The following is a 26,059-nucleotide window of genomic DNA, read 5'->3' as shown; positions in this document are numbered from 1 at the left end:
CCTAACTTTATTTATCAGATGTACGAAATAAAAATTGATCTAGATCAATTGAATTGTAGCGTTTTAAAGGTTGTAGAACTCTTTTATGCCAGAGAGGACGCTGGTAACCGCTACTGCGGCAAGGATAAATCCCATGATTCGGCTTATGATACTGGCGCCTGATTTACCAATTCTTTTGTCTATCCATGAGGCTGCTAATAGGAATATTAGTACATTCAAAAGTACTAACAGCATTACGAATGCAGTTTCAATTTGTTGGTAGATATTGAAGTAATTCTTATCCGTTAGCATAACTGCACCTAGCATAGCGCCGGGGCTAGCTATTGAAGGAATAGCTAAAGGGAAAATAGCCGTTTCTGTATGCTGCTTAGTCAGATTAATCTCAGATTCTGGTTTGCCCTCTCCAAAGATCATCGTTAAAGCAAATAAGAATAAAACAATTCCACCTGACACTTGAAAAGCAGGTAGGGGTATCTCGAGTAGGGACAGAATTACTTCTCCTGCAATCACAAAAAATACAAGGACAAAAGCTGCTGTGACAGTGGCTTTTATTGCTGTTAGTCGTTTGGTTATTTGATCGTATTGTCTCGTAGCGGCAATAAAAACTGGAACAGTACCAATCGGATCAATAACAGCAAAAAAGAAAATATATGTTGATATTAAATCCTGCAACGTAGCCTCCCATAGGTCTAATCAAAACCAATATAGGTTTTATAGGAAAACGTACCTATCGATTATTTAGGAAACTTATTTCTATTTAAACGAATGCTTTTTTAGTAAGTCTGCATATCATGGATAGGAATTGGTTGGAGGTAACTTATGAAACTAAATAAAATTTTGTATGTAGTTAATAAAGAACTTCTAGTTATCGATGATCCATCTTTTCATGTGGCAATAAATTTACATAAAAAGAATGAATGCTTTTTAGAGGTTTTATTTGTCATTAACGAGAGGAATCTGCCTGGTTATGGGGTATTTAGTGAAGAAAAGTTTAACGCTATTAAAAAAGACATTATAGAAAATCAAAAGTACCTCCTTAAAAACCAGCTCGAAAAATATTTCGGCAGAGGTTTTTCAGCAAAGATTCGATGTGGAATCGAATTTATCGAGATTATCAAAGAGAGTGTTGAAGGTGACTATGATCTGGTTATCAAATATCAGGACATGCGCCATAAAGATTTGCGAAGCCTAGACTTGCATTTGATGAGGAAGATGGAAAAGCCTCTATGGGTCATCAGGCATACCTCGCCTTCTAAATATCCATGCGTTTTCGCTGCTATAGACTTAAGTCAAGAAGCTACAGAAGAGGGACAAGCATCAAATAAAAAAATTATTGATGCATCTAAATCAATAGCAGCTGAAATAGGTGCTGGCTTAAGAGTTTTATCTTGTTGGAATGTGAGTGGCGAAGAATATTTTAAGAACAATCCGTTTTTTGATGTTAAGGGGGTCGACTACTCAGAAATTTTAGAGCTCGAAGAAACGCGGTACAACGGCATCATCAAAGAGTTTCTTAGGAAACATGAGCTTTCAGATTACATGTTGATTAGAGGTGAGCCAGTCAAATCGATATGTAACTACATTAGCTTAGAGCGACCGGAGCTGTTAGTGATGGGGACCTTTTCTAGATCCGGTATTAAGGGCTACTTAATAGGTAACACTGCTGAAGATATCCTGCTTTCAATAGATAGTTCAGTTCTTGTTGTGAAGCCTGAAGAGTTTAGCTCCCCTGTCATTTGATTATCAGGAGTGTCGATTATGAAAGAGTATACCGATGATAAATTGATCACAAAGCTCTACTCAGCGGTTAGATTTAGCGTAAGGGTTATGTCTGTACTTATGGTTTTTGTAATCCTGATGGGGGTGGTCGATGTCGCATGGACAATCTATGAAAAGATTAATACACCGCCAATTTATATTCTAACTATCTCTGATATGTTGGCTACGTTTGGCGCATTCATGGCAGTGCTGATTGCTATCGAAATTCTTATCAATATCACTATTTATCTTCGTGATGATGTGATTCATGTAAAAATCGTAATGGCAACTGCTTTGATGGCTATAGCAAGGAAGGTCATTGTGTTGGACTTCGAAACCATAACGCCACCTTACATTTATGGCCTAGCAGCCGTGGCATTAAGTATGGCTATTGGTTACTGGTTAATCCATAAAATACCAACAAAATTACATGAAGAATAATGATAGAAATCCATTCGAAAAAAGCTGAATTAAATATCAGATATTTCTGTTTTATGGGACGGTTTTATCAGCCATATTGATGGGCAACAGACAGAGAGGTGGAAGCATGAAAACAATTCAAAAACTGACAATGACAACTGATAGCAAGCTGCAAACCTTAACTTTGGTTAAAGGATATAGAATTGTGCGAGTGGAGTATTTGGTTACAGAGAAGCGCATTTGCTTGTGGGTAGAAGTACCTGTAAAGGCCGATATTCCCTCTGATAGGAAAGAGTTTGTAGTGAAAAAATCCTATGAAACTGTTCCTGATGAGTATGAATATGTAAGTACTGCTATTGATCTATTAGCGCCTCAGTCTTATCACATCTATGAAGTATGTTCGGTGAGCCACTCAACTCAGGTGAGTAATCTGGAGCCTAAAGAGTTCAGCACTGACTCCAATTGGGCTGCCTAGATCTATTCAGCCTCGATTTCAAAGTTGACAAAACTTCTTTGTTATATACCCTACTAAATTAGTAGGGTATTTCTTTAAAGGGAAACAAAGGGGTTATCGATATGAAAATGCTTAATCTCAAGCACCTCTATTATTTCTGGCTAACGGCTAGAGAGGGCTCCATAACGCAGGCATGTGAAATTATCGATCTAGCTCCTCAAACCTTAAGTTCTCAGATAGCCACACTAGAAGAAAACGTCAACCATATGCTCTTCAAACGAGAGGGGCGTAATCTAGTTCTAACGCCAATGGGTAAAGAGGTATTTGCTTACGCTAACAAAATTTTCGACATCACTGCTCAGCTGGAAGATGTGCTACAGCAAACACCCGACAACCGTTCTATCGACTTTTCTGTAGGGATTGCTGCTACGGTGCATAAGATCCTTGCTTGGAAGGTTATTAGGCCTTCTCAGGATATAACGACTAAAACTCATTTAGTGTGTAAAACCGCTAATGCTTCAGACCTTCTATTACAGTTAAAACAGAAGAAAATTGATGTGCTCATTACCGATTATCTACCTCATCAATGTGACAGAGAAGGGATTAAAGCTCACAAGGTTCTATCTACATCGATGTCTTTTTTCTATAAAAAAGAGGGGGCTTCTCAGTTAAGAGAAGGTTTTCCTGAAAGTTTAAACGGTTTTCCTTTCTTAAGTTATGGTCGTAATACGCCTTACTTAGAAAAGCTAAAAGATTGGTTTAAAGAAAATAAAATTCAGCAAAATATTAAAGCTGAAATTGATGACAGTGCATTACTAAAAGTACTGGGCCAGTCAGGCGAAGGTTTTTTTTCAGCTCCAACATATATTGCAGAAGAAATCTGTGAGCAATATGGATTAGAGGTTATAGGAACAACTGAAACAATTACTGAAGATCTTTTTGCGCTTTATAGAGATGGAAGTTTAATAAACCCGGCGTTAGAAGCGATATTAAATTATCAAAAGTAGTGATTGTTTTAAGGCGCAGTCCCTTGCTTTTGGGGGAAGTTAATTCCTTAAAATTATATCGAGTTGATCTATAGCTTCCGACCACTGGCTATCAGAATATATTTTATTACGAAGGAATATAGATTGTGACTTATTCCAACAGGGAGCGTCTGCTAAATGAGTTTCTATTGAATCGATCTTATTTTTTTCGATAAAGTTTTCAATATAGTTTGGATCATCATTAAGACCTAGTTTCTTAAATAGATTTTCTATTTCTCTACTGTGGTAGTTCATGATTCTCTCCTTTTTTATTATTGTGGAATATATGGAGAGAAATTCCTTTCGATAAAATCTGAAGCTTAATCAAATAAACTGATAGAACTTTATTAAGTAGGTGTAAGCGAGGAGGAGTAATATAGCTGGCTCGTTTAACGCGCCAGCTAGTTCGTAAACAATGACTATAAGTTAACCGATGCGTTCTTGCGCTAATTCATCTGCGATTTCACCGGTAGGGCGATCTTCTTGTACTGAACGATTAAAGATCTCGCTCAGTGTGTCTCCTATGCCTTCGATGTGTGCTTTGGCTTTTTCCGCATCATACCCACTGCGCTCATAGGATATATCAATAATCCCGCCTGCGTTGATGGCGTAATCTGGCGCATAGAGAATGCCACGCTTATGTAATTCATGATCGTGATGGGGCCGTGCTAATTGGTTATTAGCTGCGCCGGCAATAACTTTTGCTTTGATCTGTGGGATGGTTTCATCATTCAAGCTAGCACCTAATGCGCAAGGTGCGACTACATCAACCTCCTGTAGCAGTATTTGGTCTAGTGGGACAGCCTTAGCTCCCAACTCTAAAACTGCTTTTTCTAACTGCTCTGGATTGATATCACTTACAAATAGCTCGACGCCTTCTTTATGGAGGTATTCAGCTAGACGGTAGCCCACGTTCCCAACGCCTTGTATCGCGACTTTAAGTCCTTTGAGATCAGTGATGTTTAGTCGATGCTTTACGGCTGCTTTTAAACCTATAAATGTTCCGTATGCCGTTGCCGGTGATGGGTCGCCGTTAGAGGGATGACCATCGATTCCAGGATGTTCTGTCACCCCTGCAACATTGGCGGTATATTGCCCCATTATTTTCAGGTCTGGCACGGATGTTCCTGAATCTTCTGCGGCTATATATTGGTGGCCGGTTTGCTCTAAAAAACGCCCCATTGCGGCCAAGAGTTCTTCATTTTTGTGTTTACGCGGATCGCCAATGATAACGGATTTTCCGCCACCTAAGGCAAGGTTGGCCAAAGCTGATTTGTAAGTCATTCCTTTGGATAAACGCAGTACATCAGTTAGGGCTTCTTCGTCATTAGCGTAATTCCACATTCGGCATCCACCTAAAGCAGGGCCGCGATGGGTGTTGTGAATTGCGATTATGGCTTTTAAGCCTGTTTCTGAGTCGTTACAGAAGACGATCTGTTGGTGTTGATCGAATTCAGGGTGGTTGAAAATAGTCATTACAATTCCTGAAACTTCTCTATCGTCCAATGAATGGAGTTCGAAAGAGTATTGGTGTTACTGGTAAAAGATAATAAGCAGATTCGGTGGTGTTCGGCTGAGAAAAGCAGAAAGGGTTACCAACGACTGCTTTAAGGTTTAGCAATCCAACAATTGAAGCGTTTCGACTTGGCTGGCTATCAAAGAAGAGAGTAGTGACTTTTTAACAAAAGCAGTCATAAGGATTTACCTCCCGGTTGGATCGCAACCAGATAATTAAATACACAATGTGTGATATCAGCAGGCCCTTGTGAGGCTGCAATTAGCGGAATACTACCAGTGATCTAATGCCAAGAACACAGTGTGTTTATTGAATGTGAGCTTACAGATGTATCTTATCTGTTGTAAGCCATAACCTGAGTTTTACTACCTCTACTGTAATAGGCTTTTTGTTTTTGCAGTAGAAAAGAGGGGGTTGATTCAGTGGCGGTTTTAAAACCATGTTTTTTGTAGAAGGGAATTGCGCTCTCATAAGCAAAGCAATAAAGAGTTACCTCTGGCGTTATCTGCTGAGTAAGGATCTTATTTAATAATAAGCTGCCTAGTCCTAGCCCCCTATGTTGTTTTCCTACCCATAAGCCTCTCAGAATTATTAATTCACTTAGTTCTGTAATGTTCTGCTCTGCGATAGTTGAAAGCCTAGTTGCTGCGACTATCTCCTTTTCCAAGGTTAACCAAATACAATGATCATTGGGTTGTATGCGCCCCTTATGGCCATTTCGTTTATAGAAACGCCCAAGATCTGGTGATTGAAGTTCTTTACCGACAGCGGAATGAAAACTGATGTTAGATTTCATTGTTACTTAATTCTCACTTTAGAAAGTCTTTCTAATAGTTATCTTTATTTGTTCTCGGATTCTACAGAATAGATTGCTCTTGCATGATGCGATCATTTTTTGAAGCTCGTTTGATTATATCGAAAGCATACATATTGAGATGTGCTTATATTTGGTGCATGTGCACAAAAATAGAGTTCGAATTTGGTGCATAGGTTTGATTGTGGTTGCTCAATACTCAGCGGTTTTTTTCTAAGCACTTGTTTTTAAAGTGTTATTTTGAGTTGGCACGTGCTGTGCTTTATAGGTGGTAATTATGTAATATTATTTTGAGGGGACAACATCATGGTTAAATCTACCACTAAATCTTTGATTGCTGCGGGTTTATTATCTGCTTCTGTTATGGCTGAAGCAGGTCTGTCTGCGAATATTGGCGCGATGAGCGAATATTACTTCCGTGGTGTGGATTACTCTGATGGCCCAACTATGATGGGCGGTATCGACTACGAAGCAGATAATGGTCTATATGCTGGTATCTGGGCTGTAGGTGAAACTAACTTGGCTGACGAAGATATTGAGTACGATATCTACGGCGGTTACGCGGGCGAAGCTGGGGATTTCGCGTACAGCATTGGATATACAGGTTATTTTTACACTGAAGCTGAAACTGATTATCACGAGCTTAACCTAAATGTTGGTTACAGCTTTTTGAATCTTGAGGTTACGCTAGGTACAGAAGATCAGCCTTCTGGCACTGCTGAAGCTGACTACTCATTTGTTGCACTAACAGGTGAATATGAAGGCGCTTACCTAACTTACGGTTCTTTCGGTAAAGATTACGAAGGTGATTACGTAGAGCTAGGTTATGGCTTAACTTACGAAGGTCTAGATATGAACGTTGCTTACATCAATCCAGACGATGATCTAGGTGGTTCTAACACAGTTGCTTTCTCAATCAGCAAAACGTTCGATTTCTAATTTGAGCGCCTTTGATTGATGTACACATGCTAGGAATTTTTGCCCATCTTCGGATGGGCTTTTTTTTGGCTGAGGTGCAAATAAAAATGCCGTGCTAAGCACGGCATTTTTTAGTTTTGCTAGATTCTTTGCTTAAGAGCAAAGTGCATCTAGTTTTTGCTTTAGAACACCTTGAACTTGGCCAGGGTTGGCTTTGCCTTGAGAGGCTTTCATTACTTGGCCCATAAAGAAGCCAATCATCTTGCCGCGTTTCTCTGGCTCAGCATTTACATACTGTTCTACCTGAGGGCCGCTGTTAGCAATCACATCATCAACGATCTTCTCGATAGCGCCGCTGTCTGTTACTTGCTTAAGGCCTTTAGCTTCGATGACTTCGTCTGCGCTGCCGCCTTCGTTCCACATAACTTCAAACACTTGCTTGGCAATTTTGCCAGAGATCGTGTTGTCTTTAATGCGTGCAAGCAGGCCGCCGAGTTGATCTGCTGATACAGGACTGTCAGCGATAACCGTATCATTTTGGTTAAGCATTTTAGATAGCTCACCCATAACCCAGTTTGCAGATAGTTTTGCGTCCTTAGATGCTTTGGCTACAGTTTCAAAGTACTCAGCCATAGTGCGATCGCCTGAAAGTACCATCGCATCGTAATCGCTCAGTTTGTACTCTTCGATAAAGCGAGCTTTGCGCGCATCCGGTAATTCAGGTAGAGAATCGCGTACCGCTTCGATGTAGCTATCATCGATCTCGATTGGCAGCAGATCTGGACAAGGGAAGTAACGGTAGTCGTTCGCTTCCTCTTTAGAACGCATTGAGCGTGTTTCATCTTTGTCTGCATCGTACAAGCGAGTTTCTTGGACTACACGGCCGCCATCTTCCAGTAGGTCAATTTGGCGTTCGATCTCACCTGTGATCGCTTTTTCGATAAAGCGGAAAGAGTTGATGTTTTTAGTCTCTGTGCGAGTACCAAACTCTTCTTCGCCTTTGATGCGAACCGATACGTTACAGTCACAGCGGAAAGAACCTTCTGCCATGTTGCCATCACAGATGCCTAGGCTGGTTACAATCGAGTGGATCTTACGTACATAGGCCACAGCTTCTTCTGGGCTGCGCATATCTGGCTCTGATACGATCTCAAGTAACGGTGTGCCGGCACGGTTAAGATCGATACCTGTCATGCCTGGGAATTCATCGTGAATCGACTTGCCTGCATCTTCCTCTAGGTGAGCACGTGTTACGCCGATGCGCTTCTCCGTACCATCTTCTAGAGTTATGTCAATGTGTCCTACGCCTACGATAGGGTGGAACAATTGACTGGTCTGATAGCCTTTTGGTAGATCAGGATAGAAGTAGTTTTTACGGTCAAAAACAGATCTACGGCCGATCTCTGCATCTACAGCTAGGCCGAATTTTACGGCCATGCGCAGTGCTTCTTCGTTAAATACAGGCAGTGTGCCCGGTAGTGCTAGGTCTACCGCGCACGCTTGTGTATTGGGTTCGGCACCAAACGCTGTGCTGGCACCGGAAAAGATTTTGGAGTTTGTCGCTAGCTGGGCGTGAATCTCAAGCCCGATTACCGCTTCCCATTCCATAGTAAATAAACCTCTTAGATGCCTTGTGGTGTCTGTTTATGCCAATCAGTCGCCAACTGGAACTGATGTGCAACATTTAGCAGTTTCTGTTCAGCAAAATAGTCGCCAATGATCTGAAGACCTGTTGGTAGACCATTAACACTGCCGCAAGGAACAGACATGCCTGGAAGGCCTGCAAGGTTTAGGGAGATGGTGAAGATATCTTCCATGTACATCGCTACTGGATCAGATGTTTTTTCACCCAGTTTAAAAGCAGGGTGAGGTGTTGTTGGGCCCATGATGACATCAACTTCGGTAAGTACTTTAGCGAAGTCGTCACGGATCAAACGGCGGATCTGCTGAGCTTTGTTGTAGTAAGCATCGTAGAAACCTTCAGACAGAGCATAAGCACCAACCATAATGCGGCGCTTAACTTCAGGTCCGAAACCTTCACCACGGCTGCGTTTGTATAGATCTTCTAGATCAACCGGATCTTCACAGCGATAGCCGTAACGTACGCCATCGAAACGAGATAGGTTAGAAGAAGCTTCAGCGGGCGCGATAATGTAATAAGCAGGAATAGATAGCGCTGTATTTGGCAGGCTAACTTCTTTCACTGTAGCGCCAAGCTTTTCAAACTCTTTGATGGCAGCTTGAGTGTGTGCAGCTATATCTGAATCCATATCATCCATGAAAAACTCTTTTGGTAGGCCAATGCGTAGGCCATCTAAAGGTTTTTCAAGGTCAGCTGTGTAATCTGGAACTTCACGATCCACAGAAGTGGAATCGTGCTGATCAAAACCAGCCATTACGTTTAGCATCAGCGCTGCATCTTCAGCGGTTTTAGTCATTGGGCCACCCTGATCTAGGGAGGACGCAAATGCGATCATGCCGAAACGAGAAACACGGCCATAAGTTGGTTTGAGGCCGGTAATGCCGCAAAGTGCAGCAGGCTGACGAATAGAGCCACCTGTATCTGTGCCTGTTGCAGCAGGAGCTAGTTGCGCTGATACCGCAGCTGCCGAGCCGCCAGATGAGCCACCTGGGACACAGTCAGTGTTCCAAGGGTTTTTAGCTGCACCGTAGAAGCTGCTCTCGTTGGAAGAGCCCATGGCAAATTCGTCCATGTTGGTTTTACCCAACATGACCGCACCAGCTTGATTGAATTTGTTAATAACAGTCGCGTTGTAAGGCGCAACAAAGTTATCAAGCATTTTTGATGCACAACTCGTACGAACGCCTTGTGTACAGAAGATGTCTTTGTGCGCAATCGGCAAGCCGGTAAATGTGCCTGCTGTACCTGCGGCAATGGCTTCGTCTGCTGCTTTAGCTTGAGCTAAAGCTTGCTCTTCAGTCACTGTAATGTAGCTGTTGTATTTACCGTCTTCAGCCTTGATGCGTTCTAGGTAGGCTTGGGTTAATTCAACACTACTAAAATCACCCGTTTTCAGCCCTTGAGCTAATTCGGCAAGTGTTTTTTCAAACATGGAATACTTATCCTTAATCAATATTCTGGCTGAATGGGTATCACTCAATAACTTTAGGTACTAAGAACAAGCCGTTCTCTACAGCAGGTGCTACAGATTGCAGCTGCTCTCGGTTGTTTTCTTCAGTAACGTCATCGCTGCGTAAGCGTTGTACAGCATCCAGAGGGTGTGCCATCGGGGATACATCAGTGGTATCAATGGCCTGCATCTGATCAACCAGATCCAGAATATTTGTCAGATTTTGCGCGTATTCAGGAGTGTCCTGTTCTTCAATTTGAAGGCGCGCCAGATGGGCGATTTTGTCCACATCAGAGCGATCCAGAGACATAATTTACTCTCGCTTATAGGGGTGGCTTTATGAGAATGCATAAAGGGAAAAAACTTAAAGATGTACGTTACCATATCGTCAAAGCTTCATGAAGATAATTTAGCCAGTGTTTTTAAGTAGTTTTACTGATTTTCGCCTTGCTCAAAGCGCCTGCCGTTGTTAGAGTTACGTGTTTTCAGGATATAGCGGCTATACCTGCAGAATTTCTTAGGACTCCCTGTACATGCTCAAGAAAATTCGTGGTCTTTTTTCCAGCGATCTGTCCATTGACCTGGGCACTGCAAATACACTGATTTATGTCCGCGATAAGGATATTGTTCTTGATGAACCGTCTGTTGTCGCGATTCGCCAGACTGGTAATCAAAAATCTGTCGCTGCAGTAGGTGCTGACGCAAAACGTATGCTGGGTCGTACACCCGGTTCCATCACAGCTATTCGTCCAATGAAAGACGGCGTTATTGCCGACTTCCACGTGACAGAAAAAATGCTGCAGTACTTCATCAGTAAAGTTCATGACACTAATTTCCTAACACCAAGCCCTCGTGTATTGGTGTGTGTGCCTTGCAAATCTACCCAAGTAGAACGTCGTGCGATCAAAGAATCGGCGATGGGTGCAGGTGCACGTGAAGTTTATCTAATCGATGAGCCTATGGCTGCTGCAATCGGTGCCGGCTTGCCTGTTGATGAAGCAAGCGGTTCAATGGTTGTTGATATCGGTGGTGGTACGACCGAAATCGCTGTTATCTCTTTGAATGGTATCGTTTATGCGGACTCCGTTCGCCTAGGTGGTGACCGTTTTGATGAGTACATCGTGACTTACGTTCGTCGTAACTACGGTAGCTTGATTGGTGACTCAACTGCTGAGCGTATCAAGCAAGAGATCGGCACGGCTTACCCGTCTTCCGAAATGCACGAAATTGATGTGCGTGGTCGTAACCTAGCTGAAGGTATTCCGCGTAGCTTTACGCTTAACAGCAACGAGATCTTGGAAGCGCTGCAAGAGCCGCTATCTGCGATCGTTCAAGCTGTTAAAAGTGCATTGGAACAATGCCCACCAGAATTGGCTTCTGATATCGCTGAGCGAGGTATTGTATTGACCGGTGGTGGCGCACTATTGCGTAATATCGATCGTTTGATTAGCGAAGAAACAGGTCTGCCTGTAATCGTTGCTGAAGACCCGCTTACATGCGTAGCGCGTGGTGGTGGTCGTGCTCTGGAGCTATTGGATAAGCATGGCTTCGAGCTAGTTAGCCATGATTAACCCATGTGTGATATTGATTCCAGCCTGATCTTTGATACTTGCCTCCGACATATCCACATATGTCAGGGGGTGAGTTATTAAGACTATATTCCTCGGCCGATCTTCTGGCCGTTTTTTCTTTTTCCTGGTTATTTTTGCCTTTGCGCTGATGGCTGCTGATCTCTATTCAGCTAAAGTCAGAGAAGGTCGCGCCTATCTATCCCTACTTTTAACGCCGTTGCAGTGGATTGTTGATATTCCAAGCCGTGTTGCGGGTGAAGTCTCGGATGTTGTGGTTGACCGCAGCCTTCTTATAAAAGAAAACGCAAAGCTAAAATCCGAGGCGTTACAGTTGGAGCGTAAAGTCCAGCAAAACGCAGCACTTCGTCAAGAAAATAACCGCTTGCGAGCACTACTTCGTGGTAGTAAACGGGTTGATGAAGAAGTTGAATTGGTTGAGTTGATCGGAGTAAACCCCGATCCTTTCCAGCACCAGGTGATTATTAACCAAGGCAGTGAAAATGGGGTCACTGTTGGTCAGCCTATCTTGGATGCTGGTGGTGTGATGGGGCAAGTGACAGAGATCTCTCATTACACGAGTCGCGTTATGCTGATTACTGATGCTCGACACGCCTTACCTGTAGAAATTAATCGCAATGGTTTTCGTTCTATAGCACTGGGTAAGGGGCAGTTAGATGAGTTAGAGCTCAATCATGTACCAGATACGGCAGATATTGAAAAAGGCGACTTGGTTATCACTTCAGGTTTGGCTCAGCGATTCCCCCGTGGCTACCCTGTGGCAATTGTATCTGAAGTGATTCGAGATCCTGGGCAGCAGTTCACCAAAGTGACCATTAAACCGACGGCGTTATTGGATAAATCCCGTCATCTGTTGTTAGTGAAAATGCCAGAACCTCAAGTTGAGCCTGACATTGAAACTAAACCTCTATCCCAACCGCAAGAGGTGAGTGAGTGACGCCTGGGTCGCCTGCTGCTTCGGGTGGCGGACTAATTATCCTTGCCACTTTTCTGATCGGCCTAATGCTGAGCCAGATGCCTCTGCCTTACTACCTTGAGTGGGCGCGCCCCGAGTGGATAGCGATGATCCTTATCTATTGGGTCATGGCGTTACCCCATCGGGTTGGCATGGGTATGGCTTTTTTCTTGGGTTTGTTTCTAGATGTTATTAAGGGCAGTGTATTAGGTCTAAATGCACTATCACTGACGATAATTGCCTTTTTAACATTACTTTTACATCAAAGACTTAGAATGTTTCCCGTGGTACAGCAGGCCATGATGGTGATGGTGCTTGTGGGAATCAATCAGTTACTGTTTCATTGGATGCAAGCGTTCACAGGTTATACGGGTGAGAGCTTGATATTCCTTCTGCCTTGCTTAATCAGTGGGCTCCTATGGCCTTGGTTGTTTGTTTTTTTACGCGGTATTCGCCGCTTATTCCGAATACGCTAAAGGAAGGCCTTTAAATGGAATTGATTCTTGCCTCAGCTTCCCCAAGACGAAAAGCGTTACTCGATCAGATTGGAGTGCAATGTTCTGTAAAGCCTGTTGATATCTGTGAAGATGTTAGAGATGCTGAACTAGCAGTGGACTATGTTGAGCGATTGGCAATTGAAAAAGCGCAAGTTTGCTTTGCTTTAACTGATGGCTCTAAAGCAGTGTTAGGTTCTGATACTACCGTTGTGCTTGATGGTAGGATTATGGGCAAACCAACTGATCAAAATGAAGCAATAGAAACGCTTCAAAGGCTTTCTGGTAATACTCACCAAGTACTCACGGCAGTTGCGGTGGTGACATCGGAACAAACGCGATCTGTTGTAGTCACAACCAACGTTCGTTTTCGGGAGATTTCGCTAGCTGAATGTGAAGCTTATTGGCGTTCCGGAGAACCGCAAGATAAAGCTGGATCTTATGGTATTCAAGGATTTGGCGCTGTATTTGTTGAAGAGATTAAGGGTAGCTATTCTGCAGTAGTGGGTTTACCTCTGACAGAAACAGCTGAAATGTTAGTGCAGGCGGGTATTCGCATCTGGCATTCGCTAGAGAATTAAGGATAGGGCATGGGCGAAGAGATACTGATCAACTTTACACCGATGGAAACTCGGGTTGCGGTTATCGAAAATGGGATGCCGCAAGAAGTATATGTAGAGCGTGTTCACCGTAGAGGTATTGTCGGCAATATTTACCAAGGTAAAGTTGTACGCGTTTTACCAGGTATGCAGGCTGCATTTGTAGATATTGGTTTGGAGCGTGCTGCATTTATTCACGTTGAAGAGGTGCTTTCTCAAAGTGCCACGCATGAAGAAAAAGCCAATACCTCTATTGCTCAAGTGCTTCGTCAAGGTCAATCTTTGCTTGTTCAAGTGACTAAAGATCCTATTGGTACTAAAGGCGCTCGCTTGACGACCCACCTTTCACTTCCTTCTCGTTATTTGGTGTGTATGCCCGGTAACAGTCATGTTGGTGTTTCCCAACGAATAGAAGATATGGAAGAGCGTGATCGATTACGTGGGATCATGAAAAAACTTGTATCCACCGATGATGGCGAGCCTGCTGGGTTTATCTTACGTACGGTGGCTGAGGGCGCTGCAGAAGCAGAGTTGGAAGCAGATACTCAGTTTTTAAGACGTTTGTGGGCTTCGATTAAAGCGAAAATCGCAACCGCTAAAGCGCCAAGTGTCATCTATGAGGATCTTCCACTGAATATGCGGGCGCTGCGAGATATGGCGCACTCAGGCTTAGAGAAAATCAGAATTGATTCTAAAGAGACGTTCCAAAAAGCGGAAGACTTTGTAAAAACGTTGGTGCCTGAAGTTGCTGATACGCTTGAGTATTATCCGGGTGAACGGCCTATTTTTGACCTCTTTAATGTTGAAGAGGAAATTCAAAGAGCCTTAGGACGCAAGGTAGAGCTAAAGTCCGGTGGTTACCTTATTTTTGACCAAACAGAAGCGATGACGACGGTTGATGTGAATACCGGTGCGTTTGTTGGTCATCGCAATCTTGAAGAAACGATCTTTAAAACGAACCTTGAGGCTGCAACGGCGATCGGTCGTCAGCTTCGCTTACGTAACCTTGGCGGTATTATCATTATCGACTTTATCGATATGGAAGATGCCGATCATCAGCGTCAGGTACTAAGAACACTAGAACGGGTACTAGAGCGCGACCATGCGAAATGTAAAGTTACAGGTGTATCCGATCTTGGTTTGGTTGAGATGACCCGTAAGCGCACCCGTGAAAGTTTGGAGCAGGTGCTCTGTGATGTTTGTAGCGAATGTCAGGGGCGAGGATCAATTAAAACGCCTGAAACGGTTTGTTATGAGATTTTCCGTGAAATTCTTCGCCAGCATAGGGCCTATGACACAGATAGTTATTTAGTGTTAGCAGCGCAGCCTGTAGTTGATTATCTGCTTGATGATGCTTCCAACCACGTTGCAGAGTTAGAAGCTTTCATAGGCAAGACGATTCGCTTCCAGGTGGAGCCTATGTATAACGCTGAAAACTTTGATGTTGTTTTGCGCTAAAGCTAAAAAGGATTGCTAGTGAAACGCCACGCTCATTCTGTCTTTTGGTTCCTATATTGGGGACTTGCTGCGCTTGCAGCAATTGTGGCGCTCTTGCTGTTCTGCATCAAAATCTTGGTAGAAGATGTTGATCAGTATCGACTAGATATCCAGCAAAGTTTATCTGAACAACTTTCTGCGCAAGTTCATATTTCAAGCATCGCAGGTGAGTGGCGAGGCTGGCAGCCAGTTATTTCTGTTCGTGGTCTATCGGTAGATCAAATAGAAGCAGAAGCCGGTGCTTCCTTTGGTATGCTGGAGGGGGTTGTTGCTTTAGATACAGGGGCTTCGTTAAAGGCACTTACACCTGTCTTTTCCCAGTTTGACTTGCAAGGCCTGACGCTTAAGTACGATCACACAGTTGCTTCTAAAAATCATTCAACATCAACTCAAGAAATTCCTGCGTCGGAAACAAAAACGGAGCGGGGCGCTAAACCCCATAAAAGCTCCGACCTTTTATCTTTTCTATTAATGCAGCGCGCGATCAATATTGAAGATACGCGTATTGTTGTTATTCCTAAAAGCGGCGATGAAATAATCATCGAGCCGATACAATTACATCTCCAACATGATGGTGTATTGCATCAGCTTAAAGTTGACGCGGATCTAGTGACTGCGTCGGGCAAAGCAGATCTGAAGTTCGTAGCTGAGGTTGAAGGTGATCCTACAGAAAAGGCAGCGAATTTTTATCTAAAGCTATCTGGACTTGATCAGCAGTTGCTCAATCCTTGGTTAAACCTATTGGATGTTCAATTAGATGGTTTGCAGGCTGAACAGGAATTTTGGGGACAAAGCTATAAAGGAAAATTAGCTTACCTAACGGGTAAAACTTCCATAGAGAACTTTGCTTATCAGGACTACGTATTTGAGCAATTTGCCGTTCAAAGTGCGCTGGTGCGAAGGGATCATAGCTTTCAGTTGCAGATTACCGATCTGATAATAGGCGCTGCTGAAGAGCAATTTACCTTGCCCCGAATGAGCTTGGATCTTGTTCGAAATGGGATTGCGATCAAGCCTCAAAAGTTGATGGTTGACCGTATTGATCTGCAGCGCTTATCGGATCTGATCATCAAACAACCTTTCTTATCGAAATCTGCTATTCAGGTAGTAGATACGCTATCGGCGGAAGGGATTTTGGAAAACTTATTGGTGTCTTGGGGCAAAGATGCTGAATTATCAGATTTTAAGTTACTTGCGGACCTTAACAATGTAGGTATTGATGCTTGGGGGGATGTGCCTGAGTTAAAAGGAATTAACGGATTATTAAAAGCCGATATTGCTGGAGGAGAAATTCATCTACAAAGCGATGATTTCATCATGCAATACCCTACGTTGTTTGATTACCGCTGGCAGTATCAACATGCTGAAGGTGTAATAGGTTGGCGTTTTGAAGACAAAGGCGTGGTGGTTGCTTCCCAGTTACTTCGTTTAAAAAACGAAGGTGTTTCTGCGTCTGGACGCTTTAGTATTTATCTGCCTTTTTCACGTGACGAACAGCCTCTTTTAAACCTACAAATCGGTATGCAAAACAGCGATGGTTTGCATGCTAAATATTACATTCCTCCAAAGGAAGTGGGTATAAAGACTTACGATTGGCTAGTAGCAGCTATTAAGCAAGGGCATATCAATCAGGCGGGGTTTGTACTAAATGGTGTTACTCGCTCACGATTGGGTGATTACCAGTTACCTAGTGTGCAGATGTTCTTTGATCTGAGTGAGGCGTCTTTTGAATATCAGCCGGGTTGGCCTGAAATTAACAAGGCGGATAGTTTCGTTTTCTTTCGAAATGGAGAATTAACTGCTGAGGCCAAAGGCGGGAAAATCTATAGTTCTGATATTGATTTCGCTTGGGTTCATCTACCAGTTTCTACTGATAAACTACTTATAGCAGGTAGTGTTAATGGCTCAACAAAAGATATAGAACGCTTATTGACTCAAAGCCCGCTACGAAAAGAGGTCGGTGATGAGTTAGCGGCTTGGGAAATGGAAGGTGATGCCGCGACCCGTATTGAGATTGATTTACCTCTCAAGGGCAATAAAACGCCAAAAGTTGTTGTGAATTCCTCAATTGCAAAGGGGCGTTTCCATTCCAAACAAGAGGGAATTGATTTTTCTAATATCACTGGATCTGTGAGATACAGTTCCTCCAATGGCCTTTCCTCTAAGAAGCTTGATGCGAGATTGTTTGAACAACCTATCACTGCTGCTATTAGTACTCAGAAACGTAAAACTGCCATAGATATTCGTGGTGCGGTGAAAGCTGACTATTTACGAAAATGGTTAGACTTAGATCTTTTAAGGGTTGCTCAAGGGAAACTCTCTTATAGTGCTCGATTGGATATGTGTCCGGGTAAAAGCTGTAATCAGTTGGTTATCAAGAGTGATTTGAAAGGTATTGCCTTATCAGCACCGTCGCCACTTGCGAAAACAGCTGCTCAGTCCAGTCAGTTAACCATCATCAGTGATTTAGGCCGCCAATTTAAAGATGATCGAAGTGTTGTGCGTTTTAATTTAGGCAATCAACTTCGTGGCGTAATGCTGAATAGCAATAAGAAGGTCTCAAGAGGGCGTTTTACTTTAGGTGGGGAGAGACCTGCTTTGCCAACAGCGCAAGGGATTTGGGTAAACGGTCGAGTTTCGATGCTCGATTACGATCAGTTGGAGCAGTTTTTCCAAACAGCTGGTTTTACCGGAAATACGGCTGTTAAATCTGAGGCAGTGCAATCAGATAATTTATTAAAAGAAGTCGATTTACAGATTGGCCAGTTTAGTTTTGAAGATATTGTGCTGGATAAGCTTAAAGTAATTCTTACACCTGATGTTGGTGGTTGGATGTTAACGGCTAATAGTCCTCAAGTAGGTGGTAAGCTCTGGATGCCAGAGGATTCTGACAAGCCTTATAAGGTAAAACTAGGCCATCTCCGGATTGAGAAAGATGAAAGTGATAGTGAGCAGAGTGGTACTGCGATCACGCCGCCTGTAGATCCTACAGTTTTACCTAAGCTCGATTTTAGCGTCGACAACTTCGAACTCAATAAGCTTCCTTTGGGAAGTTGGCGATTTATCTTAAGGCCAACCCCTTCAGGGGCTGTAGTGAAAGATATTTCAGGCAATATGCATGGTTCTTCGGTTAGGGGCGAATTGCGTTGGGATAAAAATGGTAAAGAACTCTCCGACCTTACAGTAAAACTAGATAGTCAGGATTTTGGTAAAGTTCTCGACGCATGGGGTATCTCAGATACCCTAGAAACCAAAAGCCTAAATGCCTATTTACAGCTTTCATGGAGTGGAGCTCCTTGGAAGTTTGAAATAGGTAAGTCGAATGGTGAAATGCAGTTTACGGCCAAGAATGGGCGTCTGCTGGATGTCGGTAATTCAGGTAATATTCTTCGTATCTTCGGTATTTTAAATCTGCAATCATTAGGACGCAGGCTTAGATTAGACTTTACCGATCTTGTTAAAACCGGTGTTGCTTTTGATGAGATGAAAGCAGATTACTCTATTAAAAATGGTATAGCGCATACATCCGCACCTTTCATGATGACCGGGCCTTCCGCCAATATGGCTATGAGTGGTAGCTTGAATCTAATCAATGAAACAGTTGATAAAGAGATTGAAGTCGCATTACCTGTTACAGATAACATTCCTCTAGTAAGTGTATTGCTCGGCGCCCCGCAGGTAGCAGGCGCGGTTTTCCTTTTTGATAAGTTGATTGGTGATCCTTTGGCTAAGTTCTCTACGGTGAAATATCGTATGAGCGGTGATTGGGGTAATCCGGAAATTGATATAGATTTAAATCAAAAGAAAGAGCAGCCTAAGGCAGATTCGGAGCTTCATGATGGCTAAGTTAGCAGTTGCGCAAATGGTTTCAGGGGAAAGTGTTGATACTAATCTAGAGACTGTTGAATGCTTAGTAGAAGAAGCTGCTAACTCGGGGGCGCATTTATTGCTTTTGCCTGAGAATTTTGCGCTGCTAGATTCTCGTGCTCTGATTGATTTAGCTAGGGATGAAGTCAAAACTCGAAGAATACACAATCTATTATCTTTGCTAGCAAAGAAATATAGCCTTTGGATTGTGGCTGGCAGTGTACCTGTATTGACCCAAGGAAGTGGTGAAACAAAGGATAAAGTTTGGGCTAGCTGCTTAGTCTTTGATAGCCAAGGAGCGCTGAAAGCCTCTTATAATAAGATTCACCTCTTTGACGTTGATGTGGCTGATGCGCATGCAGCTTATAGGGAATCAGATTTTATTCAAGCGGGAAGTGATCTCGTTACTGTTGATACTCCGTTTGGCTGTATTGGCCTAGCCATATGTTACGATCTCAGGTTTCCAGAGCAGTTTCAGAGATTGCGCCAAATGGGTGCTGAGATAATTACGGTTCCTTCAGCTTTTACCTATGTTACTGGGGAAGCGCATTGGGAGGTCTTATTGCGCGCACGGGCAATAGAGAACCAATGCTATGTCTTAGCTGCTAATCAGGGAGGAGAGCACAGTCCAAGCCGAAAAAGTTGGGGGCACTCGATGATTGTTGATCCTTGGGGGGAGATACTTGCGGTTAAAGAGGTTGCAGGTGAGGGCTTAGTGTTAGCCGATATTGATTTAAAAGGCGTGCAAGACAGGCGAGATGCCATGCCTGTCATGCAGCATAGAGCTAAAGCGGGCTTTTAAACACCGTCTACTTCACGTAAATATTTAAACAGTTTTCTGGCTGCAGTAGGAGGCTTTTCCAGCTTCTGTTCTTTTTGGGCATTACGAATTAATTGACGCAAATGCTGGATATCGGCATTTTCATGTTCGGCAACATAGGCTTGAAGTGCGCTGTTGCCTTCACCTATCAGTCGGTCTCGCCAGCGTTCTAATTTATGGAACGCTTGGGTATGTGCCTGATGACCTGCTTCGAATAGTCCTATAGCTTGTTCAATCTCTTCGCTATCTTCAGTGCGTAGCAGTTTGCCGATAAACTGCAGATGCCTTTTTTGAGCGCCATTAGATTTAATGCGGTGAAACTCATCGATTGCACTGCGTAAGCGGTCATCTAATGAAAGCTTATCGAGTTGCTCTTTATTGAGCTTCGTTAGCTTTGCACCCAAATCCTGCAGCGCATGCATCTGCTTTTTAACATCAGTTTTACTCAGCCATTCCTCTTCAGATTCTGGCTGTAGGTGATCAAAATTGTCGTTTTCGCTCATGTGATTTCTCAGGCGTAGAAAACTGTGGCTAGACCTAAAAAGGCAAAGAATCCTACCACATCAGTAATAGTTGTTAAGAGTACACTGCCTGCTAACGCAGGATCTATACCCAATGATTTTAGACATATAGGCAGTAGGGTGCCTGCTATAGCGCCGGCTATGAGGTTAATCACTATGGCTAAGGCGATAACTATGCCTATATTTATATCTTGGAACCAGAGCGTGGCGACTACTGCAATAACCAGAGCCCATAAAATACCATTGAGGGCACCTACGATAATCTCTCTGTTCAATAGCCAGCCTGCGTTTGATCGCTCTACATGACCTAATGCTTGTCCACGTATCACAAGTGTTAGGGTCTGTGAGCCGGCTATACCACCCATGGAGGCTACAATCGGCATTAAGACCGCTAAAGCTACAACTTTTTCAATCGTATCTTCAAAAATACCGATTACGGCTGAGGCAATAAAAGCGGTAAGTAGATTGATGCCTAACCAAACGGCTCGGCGTCTGGTTGTTTTCAGAACTGGCGCAAAGGTATCTTCATCTTCATCCAGACCAGCCATGCTCATTAGAGAATGGTCTGCATCCTCTCGGATGACATCGACAACGTCATCTATCGTGATACGGCCTAGAAGTTTACCATCATCGTCAACAACAGGTGCTGATACTAAGTCATGCTCTTCGAATAGAGAGGCTACTTGATCATCTGGCATGCTAGCATTGATCGGTTCAATATCCGTATTCATTATTTCACGGATCGTGATGGATGGATCTGACACCAATAATTTAGTTAAGGGTAGCAGCCCAATATATGAATCCTTTCGGCTTACAACGATCAAACTATCTGTCATCTCAGGGATTTCATCGTGACGACGGATATAACGTAAAGTGGCTTCCACACTGATGTCAGGACGGATCGTAGTTGTATCCGTATTCATCAGGCCGCCAGCTGTATCTTCTGGGTAAGATAGAAGTTGCTCAACCCTGCGGCGGTTTTGCTTATCCATGATCTGAAGGGTTTCCTTCATGACACGGTTTGGAAGCTGCTGAAGGACATCAACCATATCGTCTGAATCTAATGATTCAGTAAGCGCTAAAACCTCTTCAGAATTCATTCGGCTTAAGATATCAGCCTGAATGTCATCACCAAGGTGCTGTAAAACTTCGGCTTCTAAATCTTGAGAGATCAAGTTCCATAGAATTTGACGTTCTTTTGGTGGGGATTTCTCAATAAGGCGAGCTACTTCGGTCGGGCGAAGTGCACGGTTTAGCGTAAATCGAATCTGGCGAAATTCACCGCAATCGAGTGCTTCATTGAGCTTGTCCAGATTAGACTTGGTTTCTGTCTGCGCCATAAGATGCCGTCGCTAATGATTCGTCACGATGCTGTGAAAAATAGGAAGTCTACTAACGCGTTGATTATAGCGGATTGTAAAGGCAGGGATAACCCAATGATATGTATAAAATTATTACTCGTCTTCGTCGAAGCGATTATTGATTAGTTCTTCGATGGCAATGAGAGCGCTTTCTTCATCTGCTCCCTGAGTTTTTACGCATAGAGTAGTGCCCTGGCTAGCAGCTAGCATCATAACGGACATTATGCTTTTTCCATCAACTTCTCGACCATCCTTTACTAAAGTGATATCAGCAGAGAAGCGTGAAGTAACACCGATTAGCTTTGCAGCGGCGCGAGCATGGAGACCTAGTTTATTTATGATTTCTAGTTCTTTTTCTTGCATCAGTGTTAACTCAATTCTCTATGGCGAACATGAACATTATCCATGCGCTGTGAAAAATGGGAAGCCAGACGTTCGCTTATATACACAGAGCGATGTTGACCTCCAGTGCATCCAATTCCAATTGTTATATAGCTGCGATTGTTTTCGGCAAAGCGGGGCAGCCAGCGAGATAGAAATTCTGTAATGTCGCTGATCATCTCGTTAACTTCAGGAGAATTGTTCAGAAACTCTTCGACTGGTTGCTCTTGTCCCGTAAATCTTCTTAGTTCAGGTATCCAATGGGGATTAGGTAGCGCACGGACGTCGTATACGAAATCGACATCTAGAGGTACCCCATGTTTAAAGCCGAAGGACTCAAATTGAACTGAAAGCGTCTGCTCTTTTCGTTTAGCTACGCGGAGTTTAACTGTATCCCTTAGGTCATAAAGGGAGAGGCGTGTCGTGTCTATCCTGATATCCGCAAGGCTAGCAATGGGTTCAAGTAGCTCTGATTCGGATTGGATCGACTGCTGTAGATTCTTATGTTCATCTGAAAGCGGGTGTTTTCTTCGGGTTGAACTGTATCTTTTTAATAGCGTAGCTTCAGATGAATCGAGAAAAATTACTTCATATTCTGCCCATCGTTCTTGGCGAAGGTTAAGCAAAATTTGAGGGAATTTGGAAAGGTTGCTGAGTAGATTGCGTGCATCAATGCTGACCGCTATGCGATCCGGGTGACTAGGTTCACTACTCATTTGCTGGACTAAATCAGGTAGCAATAATGCTGGGAGGTTGTCTATGCAATAGAAGCCTATATCTTCTAGAGCTTGTAGAGCCGTACTTTTGCCGGAACCGGATCGACCGCTTATCACTACAAGCTTCATTTCACATCCTATGAACTAAGTTGGCAAATTGCCTGATAGAGCGCTTCGTTATCTGCAACACTTCTCAGCTGTTCTCGCACGCTTTCTTGGCTGAATAACTCAGCAATCGCGGCAAGAGTTTGTAAGTGTTCAGATGTAGCATCTTCTGGTACCAAAAGAACAAACAAAAGATCTACCGGTTTGCTATCTATAGCGTCGAAATCAATTGGTTGAGCTAATTTGATTAAGTAGCCTTTGGCATCGCTGCAGTCAGCTAGTCTGCAATGGGGTATAGCTATGCCATCGCCTATGCCAGTACTACCTAATTTCTCGCGGCCGTGTAAGCCGTTGAAGATACAAGATGCTTCTAGGTTAGGGTTTTGCTCTGAAATAATTTCAGATGCTTTTTCCAGAATTCGTTTTTTACTGCTCCCCTCAAGACCACATAGGGTGCTTGAGGGGGTTAATAGTTCATGGACCAGCATAATACGTTGTAGCGGAGGCCTATTTGTGGTTTTTGAGTTTTTCTTTATGTTTTATAACTTGGCGGTCTAGCTTGTCAGTCAGGCCGTCAATTGCAGCATACATATCATCGTGTTCGTGAGTTGCGAACAGTTGGGCGCCGGAGACATGCATCTCTGCATCTGCTTTCTGGCGCTGTTTTTCGATGCTTAGTGTTACTTGAACATTGGTGATGTTATCGAAGTGACGCTCAATTTTCTGCATTTTTTCTAGGACGTAGTTTTGCATTGAATCAGTCAGTTCAACATGATGTCCAGTAATATTAATCTGCATAGGTCTCTCCTACTTGAGTGGAGGCGTTTTGCCGCCGTCCTTATTTATTATCTCTTTATTAAACCAGACGCTTTCTCTCATTAGAAGGTGGAATTCCCATTGCTTCACGATATTTTGCAATGGTGCGCCTAGCAACTTTGAATCCTTGTTCATCGAGGAACTGCGCGATTTTGTTATCGCTCAAAGGTTTAGCTGTGTTCTCTGCTGCAACCATCTTTTTAATTAGGGCGCGGATTGCTGTTGAAGATGCTGCTCCGCCTGTAGCTGTACTGACATGGCTGGAGAAGAAGTATTTCAATTCAAAAATACCGCGTGGTGTGTGCATAAACTTTTGCGTTGTTACACGAGAGATAGTTGATTCATGCATCTCTACTGCTTCAGCAATATCGTGTAATACCATAGGTTTCATGCCTTCTTCGCCATGATCTAGAAAACCAGATTGTCGTTTAACGATCTCATTCGACACTTTTAATAGGGTTTCATTACGGCTTTGTAGGCTTTTAATAAACCAACGTGCTTCTTGAAGATGGTTTTTCAGATAGGTGTTATCCAAACTGTTATCTGCACGCTTTACTAAACCTGCATAACCGGAGTTTATTCTAAGTTTAGGCGAAACTTCTGGATTTAGGTTAACAGTCCAAACACCGCGTTGTTTTGTTACGATGACATCTGGGATGACATATTCTGCAGCGGTCTGGCTTATGCTAGCGCCAGGTTTAGGGTTGAGGCTTTGAATGAGCTGAATAACTTGTTGTAGCTGTGGCTCTTTTAGGCGCGTCTTGCGCATTAATTGACGATAGTCGTGGGTGCCTAGAAGCTTGATGTATTGATTGACCACTTTAATGGCCTCATTACGCCACGGTGTATCAGATGGAAGTTGGCGAAGCTGTATAGCTAAGCATTCACTAAGGTCTCGACAAGCAATACCGGCCGGATCAAATTGTTGAATACGATGCAGTACGGCTTCTATTTCATCAAGTTCAACTTCGTCACTCTCATCGGAATTTTGTTCCAAAAAGTGCTCATGAATCTCTTCAAGAGGAACAGTTAAATAACCATCCGGATTAATGCCATCAATAATGTTGGTCGCAATGAGTCGATCCAGATCGCTCATAGGCGTCAAGTTTAGTTGCCAGTGAAGGTGATCTTGTAAGGTTTCTTCTGCCGTGTCATTTGATTCAAACGAATCAAGATCTTCTTTACTTAACGTTGGTGTGGAAGATTGATAGGTGTCTTCCCAGTTACTGTCAGTAGATAGCTCTTCAGGAATGCTCTCATTCCAATTATCTTCAGCCGCAGGTGTGTCGTCGAAGTCCTGTTCTGCTGAAGTGTTATTCTCTAATTCTTCGGCAGCAGCGCTTTGATGTGTTTCTAGGTTGTTATCCTGTTCATTAGATGGTACATCAGTAGTGTTGTCATCCTCAGATACATCCAGCATAGGATTGCTTTCAAGTGCCTCCTGAATCTCTTGTTGAAGATCCAGTGTAGATAATTGCAGCAGGCGAATCGCTTGCTGCAATTGTGGTGTCATTGTGAGCTGTTGCCCAATTTTTAAATGAAGCGCTTGTTTCATAATACGGCGGCACTAACTCCAGAGGCTACAATCATCTAGTTATTATCTATGGGTTTATAAGGTGAATTGATCACCGAGATACGCATCGCGCACTGCTTCATTATTCATAATGTCATCAGGCTTACCATTGGCAAGTATAGTGCCTTCACTGACAATATAGGCACTTTCGCAGATATCCAGTGTTTCTCTGACATTGTGATCAGTAATCAAAATGCCGATACCTTTGGACTGAAGGTGACGAATCGTTTGTTTGATGTCATTGACTGAAATAGGGTCAACACCAGCAAAAGGTTCATCTAAAAGCACAAATTCAGGTTCGGTTGCTAAGGCTCTGGCAATTTCAACCCTACGTCGTTCACCGCCAGATAGGCTCATGCCAAGGCTATCGCGAATATGAGTGATGTGAAATTCTTCCAGAAGCTCATTCATTTTGGACTTGATAGCTTGTTTATCTAAATCTTTTCGTGTTTCTAGTATCGCGAGCAAGTTGTCTTGTACAGATAGTTTGCGAAAAATTGAGGCTTCTTGAGGCAGGTAACCAATGCCTTCACGAGCACGCCCGTGCATAGGAAGGGCTGTGATATCTTGATCTTTAATTTTAACTTGGCCACGGTCTGCTTGTACAAGACCGACTATCATATAAAAACAGGTGGTTTTGCCTGCACCATTGGGGCCGAGAAGCCCAACAATCTCACCGCTATTAATTTTAAGTGAGACGTCTTTTACTACTTCTCTTCCTTTGTAGCGCTTAGCTAAATTTCGCGCTTCCAATAAGCTCATTACAGC

At 43.2% G+C, this 26,059-nt stretch carries 27 protein-coding genes; 12 read left to right on the top strand and 15 right to left on the bottom strand.

The window, feature by feature from the left end:
- Positions 1-63: 63 nt before the first annotated feature.
- Positions 64-672, bottom strand: a complete 609-nt coding sequence (locus ACMXYT_RS12445; protein WP_415898936.1) for a MarC family protein — start codon at positions 670-672, stop codon at positions 64-66.
- Positions 673-819: 147 nt separating this feature from the next.
- On the opposite strand from ACMXYT_RS12445, the gene ACMXYT_RS12440 reads away from it, so the two are divergent.
- From ACMXYT_RS12440 to ACMXYT_RS12425, 4 genes are all read left to right on the top strand, one after another.
- The gene (locus ACMXYT_RS12440) at positions 820-1,740 is read left to right on the top strand and encodes a universal stress protein (RefSeq protein WP_415898935.1); all 921 of its coding nucleotides are present in this window, start codon (positions 820-822) and stop codon (positions 1,738-1,740) included.
- Between the two features lie 18 nt (positions 1,741-1,758).
- On the top strand, positions 1,759-2,199 hold the full coding sequence (locus tag ACMXYT_RS12435) for a phosphate-starvation-inducible PsiE family protein (protein ID WP_415898934.1): 441 nt from the start codon (positions 1,759-1,761) through the stop codon (positions 2,197-2,199).
- A gap of 106 nt (positions 2,200-2,305) precedes the next feature.
- Entirely contained in the window at positions 2,306-2,653 is a 348-nt protein-coding gene (locus ACMXYT_RS12430) for a hypothetical protein (RefSeq protein WP_415898933.1), read from the top strand.
- Between the two features lie 101 nt (positions 2,654-2,754).
- Positions 2,755-3,639, top strand: a complete 885-nt coding sequence (locus tag ACMXYT_RS12425; RefSeq protein ID WP_415911496.1) for a LysR family transcriptional regulator — start codon at positions 2,755-2,757, stop codon at positions 3,637-3,639.
- Between the two features lie 39 nt (positions 3,640-3,678).
- Here the strand turns inward: ACMXYT_RS12425 and ACMXYT_RS12420 are convergent, their stop codons facing one another.
- From ACMXYT_RS12420 to ACMXYT_RS12410, 3 genes are all read right to left on the bottom strand, one after another.
- Positions 3,679-3,912 carry a DUF2789 family protein gene (locus tag ACMXYT_RS12420; protein WP_415898932.1) on the bottom strand — a complete coding sequence of 78 codons (234 nt, stop codon included), beginning with the start codon at positions 3,910-3,912 and terminating at the stop codon, positions 3,679-3,681.
- A 171-nt stretch (positions 3,913-4,083) separates the two neighbouring features.
- Entirely contained in the window at positions 4,084-5,133 is a 1,050-nt protein-coding gene (locus tag ACMXYT_RS12415; protein ID WP_415898931.1) for a Glu/Leu/Phe/Val family dehydrogenase, read from the bottom strand.
- Between the two features lie 374 nt (positions 5,134-5,507).
- A complete protein-coding gene (locus ACMXYT_RS12410; RefSeq protein ID WP_415898930.1) occupies positions 5,508-5,969 on the bottom strand; it encodes a GNAT family N-acetyltransferase in 462 nt (153 codons plus the stop codon).
- A 324-nt stretch (positions 5,970-6,293) separates the two neighbouring features.
- On the opposite strand from ACMXYT_RS12410, the gene ACMXYT_RS12405 reads away from it, so the two are divergent.
- A complete protein-coding gene (locus tag ACMXYT_RS12405; RefSeq protein WP_415885461.1) occupies positions 6,294-6,926 on the top strand; it encodes a TorF family putative porin in 633 nt (210 codons plus the stop codon).
- Positions 6,927-7,058: 132 nt separating this feature from the next.
- Here ACMXYT_RS12405 and gatB read toward each other — a convergent pair whose 3' ends face one another.
- From gatB to gatC, 3 genes are read right to left on the bottom strand one after another with little or no spacing between them, the layout of a single operon-like run.
- Positions 7,059-8,513 (bottom strand): Asp-tRNA(Asn)/Glu-tRNA(Gln) amidotransferase subunit GatB, encoded by a 1,455-nt coding sequence (gene gatB / locus ACMXYT_RS12400; protein ID WP_415898929.1) that lies wholly within the window; start codon positions 8,511-8,513, stop codon positions 7,059-7,061.
- 14 nt (positions 8,514-8,527) lie between these two features.
- Positions 8,528-9,979, bottom strand: coding sequence for an Asp-tRNA(Asn)/Glu-tRNA(Gln) amidotransferase subunit GatA (gatA, locus tag ACMXYT_RS12395; protein WP_415898928.1), 1,452 nt, complete (start codon positions 9,977-9,979; stop codon positions 8,528-8,530).
- 40 nt (positions 9,980-10,019) lie between these two features.
- A complete protein-coding gene (gene gatC / locus ACMXYT_RS12390) occupies positions 10,020-10,307 on the bottom strand; it encodes an Asp-tRNA(Asn)/Glu-tRNA(Gln) amidotransferase subunit GatC (protein ID WP_415885458.1) in 288 nt (95 codons plus the stop codon).
- 223 nt (positions 10,308-10,530) lie between these two features.
- On the opposite strand from gatC, the gene ACMXYT_RS12385 reads away from it, so the two are divergent.
- The 7 genes from ACMXYT_RS12385 (at position 10,531) to ACMXYT_RS12355 (ending at position 19,800) form a co-directional block, all read left to right on the top strand.
- Positions 10,531-11,568: a rod shape-determining protein gene (locus tag ACMXYT_RS12385; RefSeq protein ID WP_007022323.1), complete on the top strand. Its 1,038-nt coding sequence runs from the start codon at positions 10,531-10,533 to the stop codon at positions 11,566-11,568.
- A 148-nt stretch (positions 11,569-11,716) separates the two neighbouring features.
- Positions 11,717-12,523 carry a rod shape-determining protein MreC gene (mreC, locus tag ACMXYT_RS12380; protein WP_415898927.1) on the top strand — a complete coding sequence of 269 codons (807 nt, stop codon included), beginning with the start codon at positions 11,717-11,719 and terminating at the stop codon, positions 12,521-12,523.
- The gene (gene mreD / locus ACMXYT_RS12375) at positions 12,520-13,017 is read left to right on the top strand and encodes a rod shape-determining protein MreD (protein WP_415896745.1); all 498 of its coding nucleotides are present in this window, start codon (positions 12,520-12,522) and stop codon (positions 13,015-13,017) included. Before mreC ends, mreD begins: the two co-directional genes overlap by 4 nt.
- Positions 13,018-13,031: 14 nt before the next feature.
- Complete coding sequence (locus ACMXYT_RS12370; RefSeq protein ID WP_415898926.1) at positions 13,032-13,616, top strand: Maf family protein; 585 nt, start codon at positions 13,032-13,034, stop codon at positions 13,614-13,616.
- 9 nt (positions 13,617-13,625) lie between these two features.
- Complete coding sequence (gene rng / locus ACMXYT_RS12365) at positions 13,626-15,092, top strand: ribonuclease G (protein WP_415898925.1); 1,467 nt, start codon at positions 13,626-13,628, stop codon at positions 15,090-15,092.
- 18 nt (positions 15,093-15,110) lie between these two features.
- Positions 15,111-18,977: a YhdP family protein gene (locus tag ACMXYT_RS12360; protein ID WP_415898924.1), complete on the top strand. Its 3,867-nt coding sequence runs from the start codon at positions 15,111-15,113 to the stop codon at positions 18,975-18,977.
- Positions 18,970-19,800 (top strand): carbon-nitrogen hydrolase family protein, encoded by an 831-nt coding sequence (locus ACMXYT_RS12355; protein WP_415898923.1) that lies wholly within the window; start codon positions 18,970-18,972, stop codon positions 19,798-19,800. The genes ACMXYT_RS12360 and ACMXYT_RS12355 overlap by 8 nt, the downstream gene beginning before the upstream one ends.
- Here the strand turns inward: ACMXYT_RS12355 and yjgA are convergent.
- The 8 genes from yjgA to lptB form a co-directional block, all read right to left on the bottom strand.
- Positions 19,797-20,321 carry a ribosome biogenesis factor YjgA gene (yjgA, locus tag ACMXYT_RS12350; protein ID WP_415898922.1) on the bottom strand — a complete coding sequence of 175 codons (525 nt, stop codon included), beginning with the start codon at positions 20,319-20,321 and terminating at the stop codon, positions 19,797-19,799. The genes ACMXYT_RS12355 and yjgA overlap by 4 nt on opposite strands.
- Positions 20,322-20,329: 8 nt before the next feature.
- Positions 20,330-21,679 (bottom strand): magnesium transporter, encoded by a 1,350-nt coding sequence (gene mgtE, locus ACMXYT_RS12345; protein ID WP_415898921.1) that lies wholly within the window; start codon positions 21,677-21,679, stop codon positions 20,330-20,332.
- A gap of 114 nt (positions 21,680-21,793) precedes the next feature.
- The gene (locus tag ACMXYT_RS12340) at positions 21,794-22,063 is read right to left on the bottom strand and encodes an HPr family phosphocarrier protein (protein ID WP_415898920.1); all 270 of its coding nucleotides are present in this window, start codon (positions 22,061-22,063) and stop codon (positions 21,794-21,796) included.
- A 5-nt stretch (positions 22,064-22,068) separates the two neighbouring features.
- A complete protein-coding gene (gene rapZ / locus ACMXYT_RS12335) occupies positions 22,069-22,926 on the bottom strand; it encodes an RNase adapter RapZ (RefSeq protein ID WP_415898919.1) in 858 nt (285 codons plus the stop codon).
- An 8-nt stretch (positions 22,927-22,934) separates the two neighbouring features.
- Positions 22,935-23,393: a PTS IIA-like nitrogen regulatory protein PtsN gene (gene ptsN / locus ACMXYT_RS12330; RefSeq protein ID WP_415905888.1), complete on the bottom strand. Its 459-nt coding sequence runs from the start codon at positions 23,391-23,393 to the stop codon at positions 22,935-22,937.
- Between the two features lie 16 nt (positions 23,394-23,409).
- Entirely contained in the window at positions 23,410-23,700 is a 291-nt protein-coding gene (gene hpf / locus ACMXYT_RS12325; protein WP_415882015.1) for a ribosome hibernation-promoting factor, HPF/YfiA family, read from the bottom strand.
- 58 nt (positions 23,701-23,758) lie between these two features.
- Positions 23,759-25,273: an RNA polymerase factor sigma-54 gene (locus ACMXYT_RS12320; RefSeq protein ID WP_415911495.1), complete on the bottom strand. Its 1,515-nt coding sequence runs from the start codon at positions 25,271-25,273 to the stop codon at positions 23,759-23,761.
- 54 nt (positions 25,274-25,327) lie between these two features.
- Complete coding sequence (gene lptB, locus ACMXYT_RS12315) at positions 25,328-26,053, bottom strand: LPS export ABC transporter ATP-binding protein (protein WP_415898917.1); 726 nt, start codon at positions 26,051-26,053, stop codon at positions 25,328-25,330.
- Positions 26,054-26,059: the final 6 nt, after the last annotated feature.

This window comes from Neptuniibacter sp. QD37_11, assembly GCF_047778105.1.
Taxonomy (GTDB): domain Bacteria; phylum Pseudomonadota; class Gammaproteobacteria; order Pseudomonadales; family Balneatricaceae; genus Neptuniibacter.
The sequence above is the reverse complement of the archived record's forward strand: the minus strand, read 5'-3'. Positions and strand labels throughout refer to the sequence as shown.

What these genes read in the sequence shown, in the direction of transcription:
- ACMXYT_RS12440 (WP_415898935.1), top strand. Translation starts at nt 820, where the DNA reads ATGAAACTAAATAAAATTTTGTATGTAGTTAATAAAGAACTTCTAGTT.
- ACMXYT_RS12435 (WP_415898934.1), top strand. Translation starts at nt 1,759, where the DNA reads ATGAAAGAGTATACCGATGATAAATTGATCACAAAGCTCTACTCAGCG.
- ACMXYT_RS12430 (WP_415898933.1), top strand. Translation starts at nt 2,306, where the DNA reads ATGAAAACAATTCAAAAACTGACAATGACAACTGATAGCAAGCTGCAA.
- ACMXYT_RS12425 (WP_415911496.1), top strand. Translation starts at nt 2,755, where the DNA reads ATGAAAATGCTTAATCTCAAGCACCTCTATTATTTCTGGCTAACGGCT.
- ACMXYT_RS12420 (WP_415898932.1), bottom strand. Translation starts at nt 3,912, where the DNA reads ATGAACTACCACAGTAGAGAAATAGAAAATCTATTTAAGAAACTAGGT.
- ACMXYT_RS12415 (WP_415898931.1), bottom strand. Translation starts at nt 5,133, where the DNA reads ATGACTATTTTCAACCACCCTGAATTCGATCAACACCAACAGATCGTC.
- ACMXYT_RS12410 (WP_415898930.1), bottom strand. Translation starts at nt 5,969, where the DNA reads ATGAAATCTAACATCAGTTTTCATTCCGCTGTCGGTAAAGAACTTCAA.
- ACMXYT_RS12405 (WP_415885461.1), top strand. Translation starts at nt 6,294, where the DNA reads ATGGTTAAATCTACCACTAAATCTTTGATTGCTGCGGGTTTATTATCT.
- gatB (WP_415898929.1), bottom strand. Translation starts at nt 8,513, where the DNA reads ATGGAATGGGAAGCGGTAATCGGGCTTGAGATTCACGCCCAGCTAGCG.
- gatA (WP_415898928.1), bottom strand. Translation starts at nt 9,979, where the DNA reads ATGTTTGAAAAAACACTTGCCGAATTAGCTCAAGGGCTGAAAACGGGT.
- gatC (WP_415885458.1), bottom strand. Translation starts at nt 10,307, where the DNA reads ATGTCTCTGGATCGCTCTGATGTGGACAAAATCGCCCATCTGGCGCGC.
- ACMXYT_RS12385 (WP_007022323.1), top strand. Translation starts at nt 10,531, where the DNA reads ATGCTCAAGAAAATTCGTGGTCTTTTTTCCAGCGATCTGTCCATTGAC.
- mreC (WP_415898927.1), top strand. Translation starts at nt 11,717, where the DNA reads ATGGCTGCTGATCTCTATTCAGCTAAAGTCAGAGAAGGTCGCGCCTAT.
- ACMXYT_RS12370 (WP_415898926.1), top strand. Translation starts at nt 13,032, where the DNA reads ATGGAATTGATTCTTGCCTCAGCTTCCCCAAGACGAAAAGCGTTACTC.
- rng (WP_415898925.1), top strand. Translation starts at nt 13,626, where the DNA reads ATGGGCGAAGAGATACTGATCAACTTTACACCGATGGAAACTCGGGTT.
- ACMXYT_RS12355 (WP_415898923.1), top strand. Translation starts at nt 18,970, where the DNA reads ATGGCTAAGTTAGCAGTTGCGCAAATGGTTTCAGGGGAAAGTGTTGAT.
- yjgA (WP_415898922.1), bottom strand. Translation starts at nt 20,321, where the DNA reads ATGAGCGAAAACGACAATTTTGATCACCTACAGCCAGAATCTGAAGAG.
- mgtE (WP_415898921.1), bottom strand. Translation starts at nt 21,679, where the DNA reads ATGGCGCAGACAGAAACCAAGTCTAATCTGGACAAGCTCAATGAAGCA.
- ACMXYT_RS12340 (WP_415898920.1), bottom strand. Translation starts at nt 22,063, where the DNA reads ATGCAAGAAAAAGAACTAGAAATCATAAATAAACTAGGTCTCCATGCT.
- rapZ (WP_415898919.1), bottom strand. Translation starts at nt 22,926, where the DNA reads ATGAAGCTTGTAGTGATAAGCGGTCGATCCGGTTCCGGCAAAAGTACG.
- hpf (WP_415882015.1), bottom strand. Translation starts at nt 23,700, where the DNA reads ATGCAGATTAATATTACTGGACATCATGTTGAACTGACTGATTCAATG.
- ACMXYT_RS12320 (WP_415911495.1), bottom strand. Translation starts at nt 25,273, where the DNA reads ATGAAACAAGCGCTTCATTTAAAAATTGGGCAACAGCTCACAATGACA.
- lptB (WP_415898917.1), bottom strand. Translation starts at nt 26,053, where the DNA reads ATGAGCTTATTGGAAGCGCGAAATTTAGCTAAGCGCTACAAAGGAAGA.